Annotated in this window: 12 protein-coding genes; 6 read left to right on the top strand and 6 right to left on the bottom strand. The window is 62.9% G+C overall.

Annotated features, from left to right (window positions below):
- Positions 1 to 54: 54 nt before the first annotated feature.
- Together FJ543_RS25360 and FJ543_RS25365 are read left to right on the top strand one after the other, a co-directional pair.
- Positions 55 to 1,050: an ABC transporter permease gene (locus tag FJ543_RS25360; protein ID WP_140715142.1), complete on the top strand. Its 996-nt coding sequence runs from the start codon at positions 55 to 57 to the stop codon at positions 1,048 to 1,050.
- 48 nt (positions 1,051 to 1,098) lie between these two features.
- Positions 1,099 to 2,148 carry a substrate-binding domain-containing protein gene (locus tag FJ543_RS25365; RefSeq protein WP_140661484.1) on the top strand — a complete coding sequence of 350 codons (1,050 nt, stop codon included), beginning with the start codon at positions 1,099 to 1,101 and terminating at the stop codon, positions 2,146 to 2,148.
- A gap of 70 nt (positions 2,149 to 2,218) precedes the next feature.
- Here FJ543_RS25365 and FJ543_RS25370 read toward each other — a convergent pair whose 3' ends face one another.
- The 4 genes from FJ543_RS25370 to FJ543_RS25385 all read right to left on the bottom strand — a co-directional run bounded on the left by FJ543_RS25370 (position 2,219) and on the right by FJ543_RS25385 (position 5,975).
- Positions 2,219 to 2,524: a type II toxin-antitoxin system RelE/ParE family toxin gene (locus FJ543_RS25370; RefSeq protein ID WP_224622715.1), complete on the bottom strand. Its 306-nt coding sequence runs from the start codon at positions 2,522 to 2,524 to the stop codon at positions 2,219 to 2,221.
- Positions 2,499 to 2,759, bottom strand: coding sequence for a type II toxin-antitoxin system ParD family antitoxin (locus FJ543_RS25375; RefSeq protein ID WP_181171256.1), 261 nt, complete (start codon positions 2,757 to 2,759; stop codon positions 2,499 to 2,501). Before FJ543_RS25375 ends, FJ543_RS25370 begins: the two co-directional genes overlap by 26 nt.
- A gap of 109 nt (positions 2,760 to 2,868) precedes the next feature.
- A complete protein-coding gene (locus FJ543_RS25380; RefSeq protein WP_140878032.1) occupies positions 2,869 to 4,923 on the bottom strand; it encodes a bifunctional aldolase/short-chain dehydrogenase in 2,055 nt (684 codons plus the stop codon).
- Between the two features lie 86 nt (positions 4,924 to 5,009).
- The gene (locus FJ543_RS25385) at positions 5,010 to 5,975 is read right to left on the bottom strand and encodes a sugar-binding transcriptional regulator (protein WP_140715138.1); all 966 of its coding nucleotides are present in this window, start codon (positions 5,973 to 5,975) and stop codon (positions 5,010 to 5,012) included.
- Between the two features lie 197 nt (positions 5,976 to 6,172).
- Between FJ543_RS25385 and FJ543_RS25390 the strand changes: the two genes are divergently transcribed.
- The 4 genes from FJ543_RS25390 (at position 6,173) to FJ543_RS25405 (ending at position 13,203) form a co-directional block, all read left to right on the top strand.
- Positions 6,173 to 7,813 (top strand): acyl-CoA synthetase, encoded by a 1,641-nt coding sequence (locus tag FJ543_RS25390; RefSeq protein WP_140878034.1) that lies wholly within the window; start codon positions 6,173 to 6,175, stop codon positions 7,811 to 7,813.
- A 186-nt stretch (positions 7,814 to 7,999) separates the two neighbouring features.
- Complete coding sequence (locus FJ543_RS25395) at positions 8,000 to 8,605, top strand: TetR family transcriptional regulator (protein WP_140715134.1); 606 nt, start codon at positions 8,000 to 8,002, stop codon at positions 8,603 to 8,605.
- 55 nt (positions 8,606 to 8,660) lie between these two features.
- Positions 8,661 to 9,803 carry an efflux RND transporter periplasmic adaptor subunit gene (locus tag FJ543_RS25400; protein ID WP_140724636.1) on the top strand — a complete coding sequence of 381 codons (1,143 nt, stop codon included), beginning with the start codon at positions 8,661 to 8,663 and terminating at the stop codon, positions 9,801 to 9,803.
- Positions 9,804 to 10,056: 253 nt separating this feature from the next.
- A complete protein-coding gene (locus FJ543_RS25405) occupies positions 10,057 to 13,203 on the top strand; it encodes an efflux RND transporter permease subunit (RefSeq protein WP_140878036.1) in 3,147 nt (1,048 codons plus the stop codon).
- 69 nt (positions 13,204 to 13,272) lie between these two features.
- Here the strand turns inward: FJ543_RS25405 and FJ543_RS25410 are convergent, their stop codons facing one another.
- Together FJ543_RS25410 and FJ543_RS25415 are read right to left on the bottom strand one after the other, a co-directional pair.
- Positions 13,273 to 14,982, bottom strand: coding sequence for an APC family permease (locus tag FJ543_RS25410; RefSeq protein ID WP_015318922.1), 1,710 nt, complete (start codon positions 14,980 to 14,982; stop codon positions 13,273 to 13,275).
- Between the two features lie 253 nt (positions 14,983 to 15,235).
- Complete coding sequence (locus FJ543_RS25415) at positions 15,236 to 17,605, bottom strand: aminomethyltransferase family protein (RefSeq protein ID WP_140878038.1); 2,370 nt, start codon at positions 17,603 to 17,605, stop codon at positions 15,236 to 15,238.
- Positions 17,606 to 17,641: the final 36 nt, after the last annotated feature.

Below are 17,641 nucleotides of genomic sequence, written 5' to 3' on the forward strand. Positions count from 1 at the left end.
AGAGACCATGGCTGCGAGTTGGGTAAATGGGGCAGCGGCGCCGGGGTGCGCCGAATGACGCTGCGCGACTACGCCATCCGCTATGGGTTCATCGTGCTGCTGTTCGGATTGGTCGCCTATTTCGCGATCGCCGCCGACGGGTTCGTTTCGCCGCAAAGTGCCGTCTTCATCTTCCAGTCTGTCGCCATCACCGGTGTGCTGGCGCTCGGTGTTACCGCCACGCTTGTCGTCGGCGGCTTCGACCTGTCGATCGGTTCGGTCGCAACCTCTGCCATGATGGCTGCGGCCTATGTGATGGTGGTGCTGGAGCAAAACGCGTTCGTGGCGGTCATCGTCTGCCTGTTGATTGGCGCCATTGTCGGCCTGATCAATGGCTGGCTGATCGTCTACATGCGTGTACCCGATCTGCTGGCGACGCTCGGGATGATGTTCCTGCTGGTCGGCCTGCAGCGCATCCCCACGGAAGGCCGCTCGATCGCCACCGGCATGACCATGCCCGATGGCTCGGTCGCCAGCGGCAAGTTCTCCGATGCCTTCCTGGCGCTCGGCCGCCACCGCTTCGACTTCTTCATCCCAAACCTCATCCCGGTCTCGGTCGTCGTGCTTCTGGCGCTGGCCGTGCTGATCTGGTTCTTCCTCGAATACACCCGCTTCGGCCGCATGATGTATGCGGTCGGCAGCAATGAGCGCGCCGCCGAACTCGCTGGCGCGCCTGTCAAGGCATACAAGATCTGGGCCTACGTTATTTCAGGCGTTTTTGCCTCGATCGGCGGCATTTTGCTCGCGGCCCGGCTTGGACGCGGCGACATCGCCTCGGGTAATAATCTGCTGCTCGATGCGGTTGCCGCGGCGCTGATCGGCTACGCGGTGCTCGGCGCCGCCAAGCCGAACGCCTTTGGCACCGCCATCGGCGCGCTGTTCGTCGGCATCTTGCTGCAAGGCCTGACAATGATGAACGCGCCTTACTACACGCAGGATTTCGTCAAGGGCGTGGTTCTGGTCGTCGCCCTTGTCTTCACCTTTGCCCTTTCGGGCAGGGGCAGGAACTAGCATTCGGCCAGATAGGATTTGGGTTCAACAAAAGTGGAGGAAAACAAGGTGAACATCACTAGAAGACTTCTGGGGAAAGTGGCGCTCGGGCTCGCCGGCGCAACCATGCTGATGCAGGGGGCATTTGCCGCCGACAAGCCGGCGCCGTTCGACAAACCCGGCGTCAAGATCGCACTGGTTCGCTATCTCTCGACCGGCGACTTCTTCCAGGCGTATCTGTCGGGCGTCGAGGCGCAGTCGAAGGCGCTCGGTATCGACCTGCGCGTGCTCGACAGCCGCCAGGACGCCGCCCTTCAATCCGACATGGTCGACCAGGCCATCGCGCTCGGCGTGCAGGGCATCATTATCCAGCACGGCCTGACGGAATCGATGAAGGACGCCGCCCAGCGCGCCGTCGACGCCGGCATCAAGGTGGTGGCATTCGACGTCAATGTCGAAAACCCCAAGATCCCGCAGATCGAACAGTCGGACAAAGACCTGGCACGGCTGGCGCTCGAACAGGCAGTCAAGGACAATGGCGAAAGCTGGAACGCCGGCTATGTCTATGTCGCCGGCATCGCGCCGCTCGACCGCCGCAACGAGACCTGGGTCGACGTCAAGAAAAAATATGCCGGCATAAAGGAAGCCGCCATGTTCGGCACGCTCGACAATCCGATCGCCAACTCCGTCGCCAACCAGGCGCGCTCGGTGCTGTCGGCGCACCCCGACATCAACGTGATGTTCGCGCCCTATGACGAGTTCGCCAAGGGCGTGAAGATCGCCGTCGACGAAGCCGGCCTGAACAAGAAGATCAAGATCTATTCGGCCGACATTTCGACATCCGACATCGCTGCGATGCGCGAACCCGACAGTGCCTGGGCGGCTACCGCGGCGACCAACCCGGCCGTCGTCGGCCAGGTCTCGGTGCGCGCCCTGGCGCAACTGCTCGCCGGCGAAGATCCCGGCCACAACGTCATCGTGCCGCCGACGCTGATCACCCAGAAGGAGCTGATCGACAAGGACATCAAGAACATGGAAGACCTGTCGGCCAAGCTGCCGCAGTTCGCCCATGCCGATGTCGCCATGCCGGCATGGATGCCGAACCCGAACGCGAAGTAGCTTCGGCACCAATAGGAAAGCGAAAGGGCGGCTATGAACCGCCCTTTCGTATCGATGTTCAGCCTTCCGGTTACAACCAGTGTTCCGGATCGCGCATTCCATGAACGATCGCTACGACCAGTACACCGTCCGGCTGTGGTTCATAGATGACGATATAGCGGCCTTCGATGAGCACGCGGGCCGTCGCGCTCAATTCCGGCCGGGCCCAACCCATCTTGGGATGCCCTGCCGCCAGTTCCATCTTGTCGAAAATGCGCATCAGCAGCTTATCGGCTGCCTTTTCATTGTCGATTGCGATGGTGTGCCAGATGTCGCGCAAATCCTGCGAGGCGCGCGGAGTAAGCCTGTATTTAGCCACCAGCGCGGCGTTCTGCATTCAGGCCCCGAATGAACTCGACGGGTTCGACTTCGACTGGGTTGCCGCTGGCCATGCCGTCGGCGTAGGCCCGTTTCAACTGATCCAGTTCCAGGGCACGCAATTGCTCGCGCTGCTCCCAAAGGCGCAAGGCTTCGCGGACGATTTCACTGTTCGAGGCGTATCCTCCGCCCTCGACGGCGCTCTGCAGGCGGGCGACCTGTTGCGGCGTAAGCGATATGGTCAGGGTGCGCATAGGTTCAGCTTTCATACCGACTATATATAGCGCACCTCACAAGGACTAACAATGTTTACTAGTCTTCGTCTCGATCCTGCCTGGCGCTAAAAGGATAGCAGAGATTGCCTTATCGCAGCGCCGCCGCGATATTGCCGCCGTCGACCGTCGTCACATCGGCGGTCGTCCGGTCGGCCAGGGCATGGTGCAGGAAGGCCTGCGCCACGTCCTGCGCGGTCACTTCCTGGCCGAGCAGATTGCCGGACATGTATTCCTTCTCCGACACGCCGCGTGCGCCCGAGCGGCTGGCGATCATGGCGTCGGTCAAAAGCCCGGAGCGGATGCGGTCGGCGTTGACGGCGTTGGAACGGATGCCATGGGCGCCGTAGTCGAGCGCGTATTGCCTTGACAGGAATAGCGTCGCCGCTTTCGGCACGCCATAGGCGCCGAATTTCGGACCCGGATTGACCGCCTGCTTGGAGGTGTTGAACAACAGCGCCCCACCTGTACCTTGTTCCAGCATGATGCGCACGGCGTTCTGCGCCGCCGACTGGTGAGCGAAGAAATTGAGCTCGAAGCTCTTGCGCAGCAGCGTATCGTCAAGCTCGCCGATGCGGCCTTCCCAGGCAGCACCCGCATTGGACACCAATATGTCGACGCCGCCGAAGACGGCGACCGCCTTGTCGAAGGCGGCACGCATCTGGTCCGGGTCGGTGATGTCGGCGCCGACGCCAATCGAATTGTTGCCGGCTTTACTGGCGGCATCGGCGGCCTTTTCGGCGTCGAGATCGACGACGACGGCATGAGCGCCATTGTCGGCGAACAGTTTTGCGGTCGCCGCACCAATCGCACCGGCGCCGCCGGTGATCAGCACCACCTGGCCGGTCAGCGGCTTCGGCTTGTTGGAGGCGAGCTTGGCCTGTTCCAGCGACCAGTATTCGAGCGGGAACAGGTCGGCCTTGGATAGCGGGTGGAAACGCCCGACGGCCTCGGCGCCGCGCACGGCCTCGATCCACATCTCGCCAACGTCCGAGGCGATCCTGGCATCCTTCAGCGTGCGGCCATGGCCGAACATGCCGAGCCCCGGCACCAGCGTCAGCCGGGGCATCGGATCGAGCATGGTGCGCTTGACGTCGTCGAGCGCGTCATTGGTCTCGAAATAGGCGCGGTAATCCTTGGCGAAAGCGTCGACGTGGTTCCGGATTACGGCCTTGTAGTCGCCGATCTTGTCGGCATCGGGCGCTGGCACGGCCAACGGTCCGGTCTTGATCCGGATCGACAGATCCGGCGTCGACACGCCACGTCCGGCATAGTCGGCGATCTCTGCGGAATTGATGAAATCGACAATCGCGTCCGAGGTGCGGAAGTCAGAGATCATGCGGTCGAAGCGGCCTTCGCCGCGTGGGGCCGCTACAGCGCCGCGCAGCATGGGCGCGATCGCCGCTGGTGACGCTAGTCTTGCCGGCAGCGCTGTCTTTGCAGCCTTCGGCTTGGCATGCTCGGCCACATAATCCTCGGCGACGTTCACATAGTGGATCATCCGGTCATAGGCCTGCCTGGCATCCTCGCCGAAAGTGAAGATGCCGTGCTTGTCGAGGATCAGGCCTTCTACCGTCGGGTCGGCGTCGAAGACATCGGCCGCCGCCTTGGCGAGATCGAAGCCCGGCATGATGTAGGGCACATAGCCCATTTTTGCTCCGAACACCTTTGCCACCAGCGGCTTGCTGTCTTCCTGGTCGACGATAGCCAGGATAGCGGTCGAGTGGGTGTGGTCGACGAACTTGTGCGGCAGGAAGGCATGCAGCAGCGTCTCGACCGAAGGGTTGGGCGAGGCGGGGTCGATCAGGTTGGCCCGCTGCAATGCGACCATGTCCTCGTCGGAAAGCCTGTCCAGCTTGCGCGCCTTGAGCAGGGCGCCCATCTTGACCGCCGGCAGGCCCTGCGGCTCGATGACCGCCATATCCCAGCCGCTGCCCTTGACGCACAGCACGTCCCATTCGTCACCGACGAGATCGGTCGCCTTGATCTTGCAGGAGGTGTTGCCGCCGCCATGCAGGACCACTTGCGGCACGCCGCCCAGAAGCCGCGTCGTGTAGACACGCAACGCCAGATCGCGGCCGACGCCCTTCTTCGCATAGTCGGCAACGAGTTGTTCGGCCACGTCGTCGTTCCACAGATTCTTCATGTTCGCTTCGTCCAGTTGCTGTCTTTGATGGTGAACAGGAATGCCGCGACGCCTTGATGACAAATGCGTCGGCAAAGGATTGGTTTTCAGGACGCCTTTTCTGCTGACGTTCCGGCATGATCGAGCAGCCGCTGCGCCATATGCGCGCCGACCACCAGATGCGTGCAGAGGCCGCCGGCGATCGCGGCGAGCAGCGGCTCGAACTTGCTGTCTTCCTGCACGACCATCAGCCGCTTACCGATGACGCGCAGTGAAGCAAGCCCCGCCGAGATGACCCGCCGGTTGTAGCTGCAGTCGAGCAACTCGCCACGGGCATCGATGATCTGCCCGGCAATGACACCCGCGGCACCTTCCCTGCGCAGCGCCGCCATCTCGGCTGCCGTCAGCGCGCCGCACTTCACCAGATGGCTGTCGGCATCGACCGCGCCGATGGAGTAGAGCGCAAGATCGCAGTCGCTGATCCCGGCAAGCTGGTCGCGGATCACAGGTTCGGCGCGCAGGCCTTGCGCCAGTTCCTCGGTCGACAGCACCAGGGGCGCGTAGAAGTTGAGGCCCTTGGCATTGAGCCGGCGCGCGATTTCCATAGTGCATTGATCGGGCCGGTAGGAATAGGGTGCGCCGAGATTGCCGCAGAGCTGCACCACGGTGACGTCCTGCAGGTCGGCATAGGACATGATGTCGGCGATGGTGTAGACGGTGCGGCCCCAGGCGACGCCGATGCGGTCGCCTTTCCCGACGAGTTCCAGGAAAACGCTTGCCGCCAGCACCGCGATATCGGTCGAGGGGTCGGCGAGATAGGCGTTCTCAGGCGCGATCCAGACGGCGTCGAGCTTCAGGGCGTCTTCCAGCCTGCGCGCCATGACGTCGTCCGTGAAGAGCTGCGTCGAGGTCGAGATGTTGACGATGCCTGTCTCGCGCGCCTTGCGCAGATACATGGCGACGGAGGCGCGCGAAATGTTGAGTTGATTGGCCACTTCGTCCTGGCGAAGCCCATGGGCATAGTAAAGCCAGGCCGCCTTGTGGATGAGCTGTTCTGCCGGTCGGATCGCCATGCCGCCTCCTTGGCTGACATTAGTCACGGCTCTCGACAAAAGTCAAATTTGGATAAACAGGAAGAGATTTCCTGCCGGCGCGGCACAGATCCCCATTCTAGCAAGTCGGTGCAGGATAGCATTCTCGGCCCATCAGGGGGATAGCGTGACGACGAGCGTAAGGTTAGAAAGCTCGAAAAGACTTTGGGGAGAATGGGATGGCCAATCCCTACGAACAGGATCTCGACAGGAACGCGGCCAATCACCAGCCGCTGACGCCGCTCACCTATCTGGAGCGCGCTGCAAGAACCTATCCCGACCATGTCGCCATCATCCATGGCAGCCAGCGCATCAGCTACCGCGATTTCTGGCGCCGTTCGTTGAAGGTCGCCTCGGCCCTGCACAAGCATGGCATCGGCAAGGGCGACACGGTGACGGTCATGCTGTCGAACACGCCGCCGATGCTGGAAGCGCATTTCGGCGTGCCGATGACCAAGGCGGTGCTGCACTCGCTCAACACGCGTCTCGACGCCGCCGTCATCGCCTTCCAACTCGACCATGCCGAGACCAAGGTGCTGATCGTCGATCGCGAGTTTTCCGGCGTGGTGCGGGAAGCGCTCGATCTGGCCGTGGTCAAACCGCTGGTCATCGACTACGACGATCCCGAATACGCCACCGACGCGCCCTATCCGAAAGGCGAGAGGGTCGGCACGGTGGACTATGAGGCCTTTGTCGCCAATGGCGACGAGGCGTTCGCCTGGTCGATGCCGAACGACGAATGGGATGCGATCTCGCTCAATTATACTTCGGGCACGACAGGCAATCCCAAGGGCGTCGTCTACCATCACCGAGGTGCTGCGCTGATGGCCTACACCAACACCATCCATGCCGGCATGGCCAAACACGCGGTCTATCTCTGGACCTTGCCGATGTTCCACTGCAATGGCTGGTGTTTTCCCTGGACGCTCGCCGTCCAGGCCGGCACGCATGTCTGCCTGCGCTGGGTGCGACCGAAGCCCATTTATGACGCTATCGCCGATCATGGCGTCACCCATCTGTGCGGGGCGCCGGTGGTTATGTCGGTGCTGATCAACGCCAAGGACGAGGACAAGCGCGCATTTGCGCAAACCGTCACCTTCAACACGGCGGCCGCCCCGCCGCCCGAAGCCGTGCTGTCGGGCATGGCCGATGCCGGCTTTGCCGTCACCCACCTCTACGGCCTGACAGAGACCTATGGGCCCGCTGTCGTCAACGAATGGCATAATGGCTGGGACGCACTCGACAAAGGGGCGAGGGCGGGCAAGAAGGCACGGCAGGGCGTGCGCTATGCCGCGCTCGAAGGCCTTACGGTAATGGATCCCGAGACCATGGCCGAGACGCCCGCCGACGGCGAGACCATCGGCGAGGTGATGTTTCGTGGCAACATCGTCATGAAGGGTTACCTGAAGAACCGCAGGGCGACTGACGAGGCTTTCGCCGGCGGCTGGTTCCACTCGGGCGATCTCGGCGTCATGCACCCGGATGGCTATATCCAGCTCAAGGACCGCTCCAAGGACATCATCATCTCCGGTGGCGAGAACATTTCCTCGATCGAGGTCGAGGAAGCGCTCTACAAGCATCCTGCCGTCGCCTCCTGCGGCGTCGTGGCGCGCCATGACGACAAATGGGGCGAGGTGCCTGTCGCCTATGTGGAACTGAAGCCGGGCAAGGAGGCGAGCGAGGCCGAGATCATCGAGCACTGCCGGACGCTGCTCGCCCGCTTCAAAGTGCCGAAAGCGGTGATCTTCGCCGAGATACCGAAGACCTCGACCGGCAAGATCCAAAAGTTCCGGCTGCGGGAAATGGCCAAGGTCGCCTGAAGCCCCCGGGATTTTCGAGAGAATATTTTCAATGGTCCGCATCCTGAGGGCGCCTTTTGACGTCTACTGGATGTCACCAATTGTCACCTATCGTACGCGTACACCGAATCCGCGTTGACACCTCGCTCATTTAGATTTACGAGTGATGAAAATCGAAATTCGTCACTCGTTATTTGACAGAGAGCTATGTCCGAAGCCGCCAACATCGTCGCCGACATCGCCCGACAGGAAAATGTAACGCGCATACTCGATTGCGCCGAGCGCCTGTTCCGGCACTATGGCTACGGCAAGACCAATGTCGCCGACATCGCCCGCGAACTCGGCATGTCACCGGCCAACATCTATCGTTTCTTTGCGTCCAAGGTCGAAATCCACCAAGCCGTATGTGGCCGGATGCTCGGCGCCAGCTACAAGATGGCTTACGAGATCATGCACCTGCCGATCAGCGCCGAGGAGCGGCTGCGTCGTTATGTGCATGCACAATACAAGCTGACGATGGAGGTCATGCTCGACGACCAGAAGGTCCACGAGATGGTCATCGTCGCGCTCGAGCGGGACTGGGGCGTCATCGACAAGCATGTCGACAGCATTCACGATCTTTTCGCCGAGGTGATCGGCGAGGGCATCGAGGCCGGCGAGTTCAGGAAGCAGGACCCGGTGACCGCATCGCGCTGCTTCGGTGCCGCCACCGTCATCCTGTGCCATCCGCAGATGGTGGCGCAGTGCCTCGCCAAGACCAATCGGGCAATGCCCGACGACCTCATCGATTACGCCATCAGAGCCTTGAAATAGCCGTCGCCAGCCGGTGCCGGTGTCGACAGTCCGTCTTCCAGTCGGGAGTACCGAAATGTTTTTGCCCAGTTCCATCCTTCGCAAGCTGCCAGCTGCCGGCCTGATCGTCGCATCGCTTGGGCTTGCCGGCTGCTCACAGGAAAAAGCCGAGGTGAAGGACATCATCCGTCCGGTGAAGGTCGTCGAGATCGCCCAGGCGCATGACACCCGTACGCTGTCCTATTCCGGATCGGTGCGCGCCCGCACCGAGAGCACGCTGGGTTTCCGGGTCAATGGCAAGATCACCGAGCGTCTCGTCGACATCGGCCAGCACGTGGCGCCTGGCGACGTGCTCGCCCGCATCGATCCCTCCGACTATGACCTGTCGGTCAAGAGCGCGCAGGCGGCACTCGATGCCTCTGAACGGCAGGTCGAGACGGTCGAACTCGCCCGTAAGCGCGCCGAACAGCTTTTCGCCAAGAACTTCGCGCCGAAATCGCAGCTCGAACAGGCGACACTGACCTATGACCAGGCAATCGCCACGCGCGACTCCGCCCGCTCTACGCTTGCCCAGGCCAGGAACCAGGTCGGCTATACCGACCTCAAGGCCGACAGGGATGGCATCGTCACGGCGGTAAACGCCGATGTCGGCCAGGTGGTCGGCTCGGGCACGCCCGTGGTCACCGTCGCGGTCGACGGTGAAAAGGAAGTGCTGATCGCGGTTCCGGAAATGGAGATCGCCGAGTTCAAGCCGGGCAAGGACGTCAAGGCGGGCTTCTGGTCGGACGATGGGCTGAAGCTTGACGGCAAGGTCCGTGAGGTCGCCGGCAGCGCCGATCCGCAGTCGCGCACCTTTGCCGTCCGCGTCAGCCTGCCCAACGACCCGCGCGTGCTGCTCGGCATGACCGCCAATATCGAGGCGTCGGCGGCCAACGAAAAGCAGCTCGTGTCCATCCCGCTCAGTGCACTCGCCGAGAAAGACAGCCAGTCGATCGTCTGGACGGTCGATCGTGGCGCCGACACCGTGCATGCCCGTCCCGTCAAGGTCGCCGAGTTCGCCCCAAACGGCGTGCGTGTCGCGGAGGGATTGAAACCGGGCGACGTCGTGGTCGCCGCCGGTACGCAGTTCATGACCGAGAACCTGAAGGTGAAACTCCCCGGCGGCACCGCACAGCAGTCCGCCTCGGCCGAGGGCGACGAAGCCAGCCAGTTGCGCTGACGACAGACAGGTCGGCCGCGCGTTCCCGCGGCCGCAGGTTTCCGGGCGGCGTGCCCGAAGGTCGAGACGTCAAGGCCGATGTACCCCCGCATCGATCCTCGCGTCCCACCGCGATGAGTGTCTCTCCGCTTGAAGAGCAACGCCGCCCGGAAGCCAGTATCGAACGCAGATGATTTCGTTCCGCGCGCGCTTCCTCGAAGCCCTTTTTTCGAAGCACCAAGCGCCGGCAACCAAGCAAAGTGGACCACTTCCGATGACGACCCCCACTGAAGAAAAGCGTCCCTTCAACCTGTCGCGTTGGGCCATCGGCCATCCCTCCATTGCGCGCTTCCTGTTCGGGCTGATCATCATAGCCGGCGCGCTCGGCTTGATGCGCATGGGCCAGAAGGAGGATCCCGACTTCACCTTCCGCGTCATGGTCGTGCAGGCGATCTGGCCGGGCTCCTCGATCCAGGAGATGGAGGACCAGGTCGTCAACAAGATCGAGCGCAAATTGCAGGAGACGCCGCATCTCGATTTCGTGCGTTCCTTCACCCGCGCCGGCAGCGCCATCATCACCGTCCAGATCAAGGGCGACACCAACGCCGCCGAAGTGACGGATGCTTTCTATCAGGTGCGCAAGAAAGTCGGCGATATCCAGGGCGACCTGCCGCAAGGCCTGCTCGGCCCGTATTTCAACGACGAGTTCGGCGACACGTTTATCACCCTGCATTCGATCAGCGGCGACGGCTTCTCCTTTCCCGAATTGAAGAAGTTCGCCATCCAGGCGCGCGATATGCTTTTGACGACGCCCGGCGTCGAAAAGGCCGTCATCATCGGCGACCAGCCGGAAAAGCTCTATATCGATGTCTCGTCCAAGGCGCTGGCCGAACGCGGCCTGACGCTGACCGACCTGCAGAACGCGATCAAGGGCCAGAACAACGTCGACCCCGCGGGTTCCGTCGACACCGGCGTCAATTCGGTGCGCATCTCGGTCGAAGGCGACGTCGCCAAGGCGGCCGACATCCGCGAACTGCGCCTGCGCGCCGGCGGCCAGATCACCCGGCTGGGCGACATCGCCACCGTCACTTCGGGCCTGGAGGACCCCTTCCAGCGCAAATACCGCTTCAATGGCCACGACAGCGTGCAGCTTGGCGTGGTCATGGCCAAGGGTTTTAAAGTCACCGATGTCGGCAAGGATGTCGAGGCGACCTACAAGCGCTTCGAGGAGGCGTTGCCCTATGGCGTTTCGGTCGACCAGATTTCCGACCAGCCGGGCGTCGTCACGGATGCCGTCAGCGAATTCATGCATGCGCTTGGCGAAGCGCTACTGATCGTGCTCGTCGTCTCGTTCCTGTCGATCGGCTGGCGCTCGGGGCTGGTCATCGCCATCGCCATACCGCTGGTGCTCGCCGCCACCTTCGCCATCATGTACGAGATCGGCATCGACCTGCAGCGCATTTCGCTGGGCGCGCTGATCATCGCGCTCGGCCTGCTTGTCGATGATGCCATGATCGTCGTCGAGATGATGGAGCGCAAGCTCGAGGAGGGGCTGGTCAAGATCGAGGCGGCGAGCTTCGCCTATTCCTCGACCGCCTTCCCGATGTTGACCGGCACACTGATCACCACCGCCGGCTTCATACCGGTCGGGTTCGCTGCTTCGACGGCTGGCGAATATGTGCGCACCTTGTTCTATGTCGTCGGCATCGCGCTGATCGTGTCGTGGTTCGTGGCGGTCTATTTCACGCCCTGGCTCGGCTATATGATCCTAAAGCAGCGCAAGCATGCCGGCAGCCATCACGATGCCTTCGACACAGGCTTCTATCGTCGGCTGCGTGCCACGGTCAGCTGGGCCGTGCGCCATCGCATCATCGTTTTGGTGATGACGCTGGCGACTTTCGGCACCAGCCTTTGGGCGTTCCAGTTCATCCCGCAGAATTTCTTCCCGCAATCGTCGCGGCCCGAAATTCTTGTCGACCTCTGGCTGCCGGAAGGCACCAGCATCAAGGAGGTCGAGGCGCAGTCCAAGGCCCTGGAAGCCAAGATGATGGACGACAAGGACAAGCGTTTCATCGCCACTTATATCGGCGAGGGCGCCCCGCGCTTCTTCCTGCCGCTCGACCAGCAATTGCGCAACCCGAACTTCGCCCAGATGCTGGTCATGGCCAATGACGAGCCGGCGCGCGAGCGGCTGATCGTCAAGCTGCGCACGGTTCTGGCCGAAGACTTCCCGTCGATCCGTGCCAAGGTCGACCGCCTGTTCCTCGGACCGCCGACCGGATGGCCCGTGCAGATGCGCGTCATGGGTCCGGACCGCCAGGAGGTGCGCCGCATCGCCGACCAGGTGAAGGCGAAGTTCCGGCAGGATCCCCTGCTCGGCGCCGTCCATGACGACTGGCTGGAGCCCGTTCCGGCGATGAAGCTGGTCATCGATCAGGATCGTGCCCGTGCGCTCGGCGTCACCTCGCAGCGCATCCGCCAGATGCTGCAGGCGACGATGTCCGGCGCGCCGCTTGACGATTTCCGCGACGGCGAGGAGACGGTGTCGATCGTCGCCCGCGAGCCGGATGCCAGCCGCAGCCTGCTGTCGTCGGTCGACTCGGTCTATATCCCGACCGATTTCGGCGGCTTCGTGCCGCTGTCGCAGGTGGCCAAGGTGGTGCCTGTGCTGGAGCAAGGCATCGAATGGCGGCGCGACCGCCTGCCGACGATCAGCGTGCGCGCCACATTGCCAGACGGCGTGCAGTCCAACGACGTCGTCACCAAGATGTACAAGGACATGCAGGGCCTGCGTGACGGCCTGGCGCCCGGTTACAAGATCGAGATCCAGGGCGGTGCGGAGGATTCAGCCGAAAGCCAGGCTTCGATCGCCGCCAAGGCGCCGATCATGCTGGCCATCATCGTCGTGCTCCTGATGATCCAGCTGCAGAACTTCGGCAAGGCGATGCTGGTGCTGGCCACCGGCCCGCTCGGCATCATCGGCGCGGCCGCGGCTCTGCTGATCAGCGGTGCACCGTTCGGCTTCGTCGCCATCCTCGGTGTCATCGCCCTGCTCGGCATCATCATGCGCAACTCGATCATCCTGGTCGACCAGATCGACCAGGACATTGCCAAGGGCATGGACCGTTCCGAAGCGATCGTCGGCTCGGCCGTGCGCCGCTTCAGGCCGATCGTGCTGACGGCGATGACGGCGGTGCTGGCACTGATCCCGATCTCGCGCGGCGTGTTCTGGGGACCGCTCGCCTATGCCATGATGGGCGGCATTCTGGTCGCCACCGTGCTCACCATCCTGGTGCTGCCGGCGGGCTATGCGCTCTTCTTCGGCCGCGAGCCGAAGAAGGCGAAGACCGACCAGCAGGCGCCGGAGCCAGGGGAGATCGAAGGCATCGAACGGCCGCAACTGCCGTTGGCGGCGGAATAAAAAACCGGCCGGTCGATTTGCGACCGGCCGGTTTTCCTTGATGCAATGATTTAGGCCGCAGTCAGACCATCAGATGACGAACACCCAATTGGCGATGAGCATGACCGCCACGCCGGCGACCAGCGTCAGATAGGGCAGCATGCCCGCCTTCTTGACCGAAAGGTCGGCTCCCGCCATGCCGAGATCGGCCAGCATGTGGTCGGGGAATTTGCCCTTGTCCTGGATGTAGTGGCGGAAGCAGAACACCGGGATGATCAGCGCCGCCGTGATCAGTCCGGCCCACAGCGCCATCGGGTTCCACACCTTGGCGCCTGCGCCCATGAAGATCGCGTTGACGTAGGCGAAGATCGCCCCGATCCCCAAGAGCCAGCTCGGTGCTTTCCACGGCCGTGCGATATGGCCGTTGTCGATGCGGTGGATCCAGCCGGCATTGAGGTTGAGGAAATTGAAGATGATGTAGCCGCAGTTCGACACGGCGAGGATGAAGAAGAAGCTCGTCGCGTCGGCCGAGGCGATCGCCAGCACGACCAGATTGAAGCAGAGATCGGTCCACATGGCCCGCGTCGGCGCGCCGTGCTCGTTGACGTGGCTGAGATAACGGGGCAGCCAGCCGTCGACCGAGCCCTGGTAGAGCGTGCGCGACGAGCCGGCCATCGCCGTCATGATGCACAGCACCAGCGCCAGGATCATCAGCATCACCAGCAGACTGTGGATGAGCCTGCCTCCGCCGACCATGCCGGCCAGCGCATCGGCCACGCCGGAGCCGTCGACGATCGGTGTTGCCAGCATGCCGTTCAAGCCCAGCACGCCCTGGAAGGTGAAGGGCACCAGGATGAACAAAAGCATGCAGAGCAGGCCGGAATAGAAGATGGCCTTGAACGTATCGGTACCCGGGTTCTTGAACTCCGACGTGTAGCAGACGGCGGTTTCGAACCCGTAGGTCGACCATGCGGCGATGAACATGCCGCCGAGCGCCAATGTCCAGCCGGCGATGTTCCAGGAGCCGGGCTCAGGTGCATAGGCGGCGGCGAGCGGCACCAGCGGCGAAAAGTTCGACCAGTCGATCTGGCCGGTGAAGATCGGCACCACGCCGACGATCAGCATCGGGATAATGACCAGCAGTCCGATATATTTCTGCACGCTGGCAGTGCCCAGAATGCCGCGATGCTGGATCGAGAAGATGATCAGCATCAGCACCGCGCCGATGAAGAAGGTGGCATTGAGCGTGAAGGACACCGGGCCTAGCGTGTGGCTCCACAGCGTCCAGTTGCGGATCGCCGGCGTCGCGGCGGCGGTCACTGCGGTGATGGCGTCGGCAGGCGCCGTTCCGGCGTGCGCGGCGATGTAGGCGACGACATCGGGCGAGGCCTCGGTGAACAGCGGCACCGGCGCCAGTGCATTGAGGATATAGGCGGCGGCGATCGAGCAGCCGAGCGACAGCACCGGCGACCAGGCGAACCAGTTGCACCACACCGACAGCGGCGCGATGAACTTGGAGTAGCGCAGCCAGGCCGTGGCGCCGTAGATCGAGGCACCGCCGGACTTGTTCGGGAACAGGCCGGCGATCTCGGCATAGGTGAAGGATTGCAGGAAGCCCATGATCATGGAGACCGTCCAGATCAGGAACGCCAGCTTTCCCGTCGTGCCGGCAATGCCGCCGATCGAGAACAGGACCAGCGCCGGAACGCCACTCGCCACCCAGAAGGCGCCGCGCCAGTCGATATGCCTGAGCAGCTTGCTTTCGGCAGGCTGGTCCAGGACCGTACTTATTGTGCTCATGTGGATGAGTTCCCCTTTTTCGATGTTCCCCGCCAGTGATGCCTCGGCTACGCGAAACTTACTCCCCGGCAAATGATCGTTCCGGCCGCAGTGTTTCCACTCAGTCGTATTTTTTTCTTAGGAGTGAAGATTGATCCGGCGCGCCGTCACGTCAAGCGATTTGTGAAACCATGCACATCACGCTTGCGCGCGCGAACATCAAAGCGTCCGGCGGTGCGGCCGGCGGGCGCTTTGCGAGTCCCAAAAGGGCAGGTCAGGAACGTGGTTTGGTCTTTTGCGGATCGTAATGGGCAAAGGCCACGACCCGAGCCGGCAGCCGCTTGGCGTGGCCGTCGAGCTTGCCGATCTCGACCTCCGTGCCGACAGCGGCATGAGCGACGTCGAGCCGCGCCAGCGCGATGTTCTTGCTCAGCACCGGCGAGCGCATGCCCGACGTGACGATGCCGATCTGGGCGCGGCCGACATGGACGCAGTCGCCATGGCCGACGGCGACATTGCTGTCGATGTCGAGGCCGACCAGCTTTGTCTGCGGATGATCCTTGCGCCGGATCAACGCCTCGCGGCCGATGAAATCGTCGGTCTTGCTCTTCAGCGGCACGGTGAAGCCGATACCGGCCTCGAACGGATCGGTCTGGTCGGAAAATTCGTAACCGGCGAAGATCAGTCCGGCCTCGATGCGCACCATGTCGAGCGCCTGCAGGCCCATAGGCTTCAGCCCATGCGGTTGGCCGGCCTCCCAGATCGCGTCGAAGACCTGTTGCGCGTCGCGCGGATGGCACCAAATCTCGTAGCCGAGTTCGCCGGTATAGCCGGTGCGCGAGACGACGACGGGGATGCCGTTGCCGCCGCCGATCCTGGCGACGGCGAAGCGGAACCATTCGAGTTCCTCGATCGATGGCTGCACGGGCGAGGTCCAGATCACCTCCTTCAGGATGGCGCGGCTCTTTGGTCCCTGCACGGCGATGTTGTGCATCTGGTCGGTGGACGAGCGCACCAGCACGTTGAGGCCGAGTTTTGTCGCCGTCTCGCGCAGCCATTCGCCGGACAGATCGTCGCCGCCAACCCAGCGGAAATTGTCCTTGCCGAGCCGCAGAAGCGTGCCGTCGTCGATCATGCCGCCATGTTCGTAACACATGGCGGAGTAGACGACCTGGCCGACGCCGAGCTTCTTGACGTCACGCGTCAGCGTATATTGCAGCAGCGCTTCGGCATCCGGGCCGGTCACTTCGAACTTGCGCAGCGGCGACAGGTCCATGATCACGGCATCCTGCCGGCAGGCCCAATATTCGGCGATAGCGCCTTCCCTGGCGAACGAATTGGCCAGCCAATAGCCCCTGTACTCGACGAAGTCGCGTGTGTGTTTGGCAAAGCTCGAATGGAAAGCTGTCTCGCGGGTCATTTTCGGTTCCGAATCAGGCGTCATGCGTCTGGCGATCGCTCGCGAGAATTTGTGCTGGCCGGAATAGGTCCGCACGTGGATGTCGGTCAGGTCCCAGCCATTGGCCGGCGTCGTGTCGTCGGGGCAGGCCGAGGAGACGCAGACGATGTCGGTCAGCGCTTTGAGCAGAACATAGTCGCCGGCCCGCGACCATGGCTCGTCCGACACCATGACCCCATGGGCGTCGATCGCCGTGTTGAAGAAGAAGTTGATCGCCATCCAGCCGGCGCGGGGATTGACGCCCTTGCCGTCCAGCGCGCGATTAAAGTTCTCCGAGCAGTTGGTGTGGCCGGGATAGCCGATGTCGTCATAATATTTCGCCGCGCAGGCGAGCGCGAAGGCATCGTGCCGGCCGCATGTGTCCTGCACCACCTCAACCAGCGGTTCCATGTCCTGGTCGTAATATTTCGAATGCAGGCCGGGCATCGGATAGCTCGCGCCCATCAGCGTGCGCGTGGTCGTGACGTCGAGCGGATGGTCGAGCCCCTTGTCCAGCTTGCGGGCCGAGAAACACTGGAAGTCGGTGCACTGGCGCCCGTCGACATCGATGATCTGCAGATAGTCGCCCGCCTTGACGAAATACGATTCCGCCGTCGCCGAATGGACGCGCAAATCGAGCATCGGATCGGCCAATGGATCGGCAAGCCGGGATTTCGTTTTCAGGCGGATCGTGTTGCGCCGCACGACGACGCTGAGCGGCGTCGCTGTGTCGTGCCCGTCGACCAGCATCGGACCGCCGGGTGCGGCGATCAGCATCGCGCCGTCGCGCGCGACTGTGAATGCCTGCTCGGTACCGGCTGGTGTCATGCCGCCAAACACGCGCACCGCCTCGGCCTGCCCAAGCTGAACCTGGCGGCGTTCGAGGCCGCGGCGCACCGCCGAAAGACTGTCGTCGCCCTCGGTGAGCAGCGCCTTGATGCCGGCGGCATTGCTGTTGGATTTTTCACTGAGAATGCCGGGATCGCTGGCGCCTGACCTGTCCCAAGCCAGCAGCTCGCAGGCCTGGCCTCCCTCGACGTTGCGAACCGTGATCGTATCGCCGGCCTCGACCTCGATCAGCACCGCGCCATTCCCCTGTACGGTATAGCGCTCCATGCCGGCCGGCAGCGCGATCTGGCCAGGCCGCAGGATCAGGCTTGGCCTGGGCGGTCCGGCTGTCACGGTGGGGTAGGGCGACTGGCTCATCTCAGCCTTGCGGTTCGAGAAACAAGTTTGCCTGTG

Origin of the sequence: Mesorhizobium sp. B2-5-7 (assembly GCF_006440875.1) — a bacterium.
Taxonomy (GTDB): Bacteria; Pseudomonadota; Alphaproteobacteria; order Rhizobiales; family Rhizobiaceae; genus Mesorhizobium; species Mesorhizobium australicum.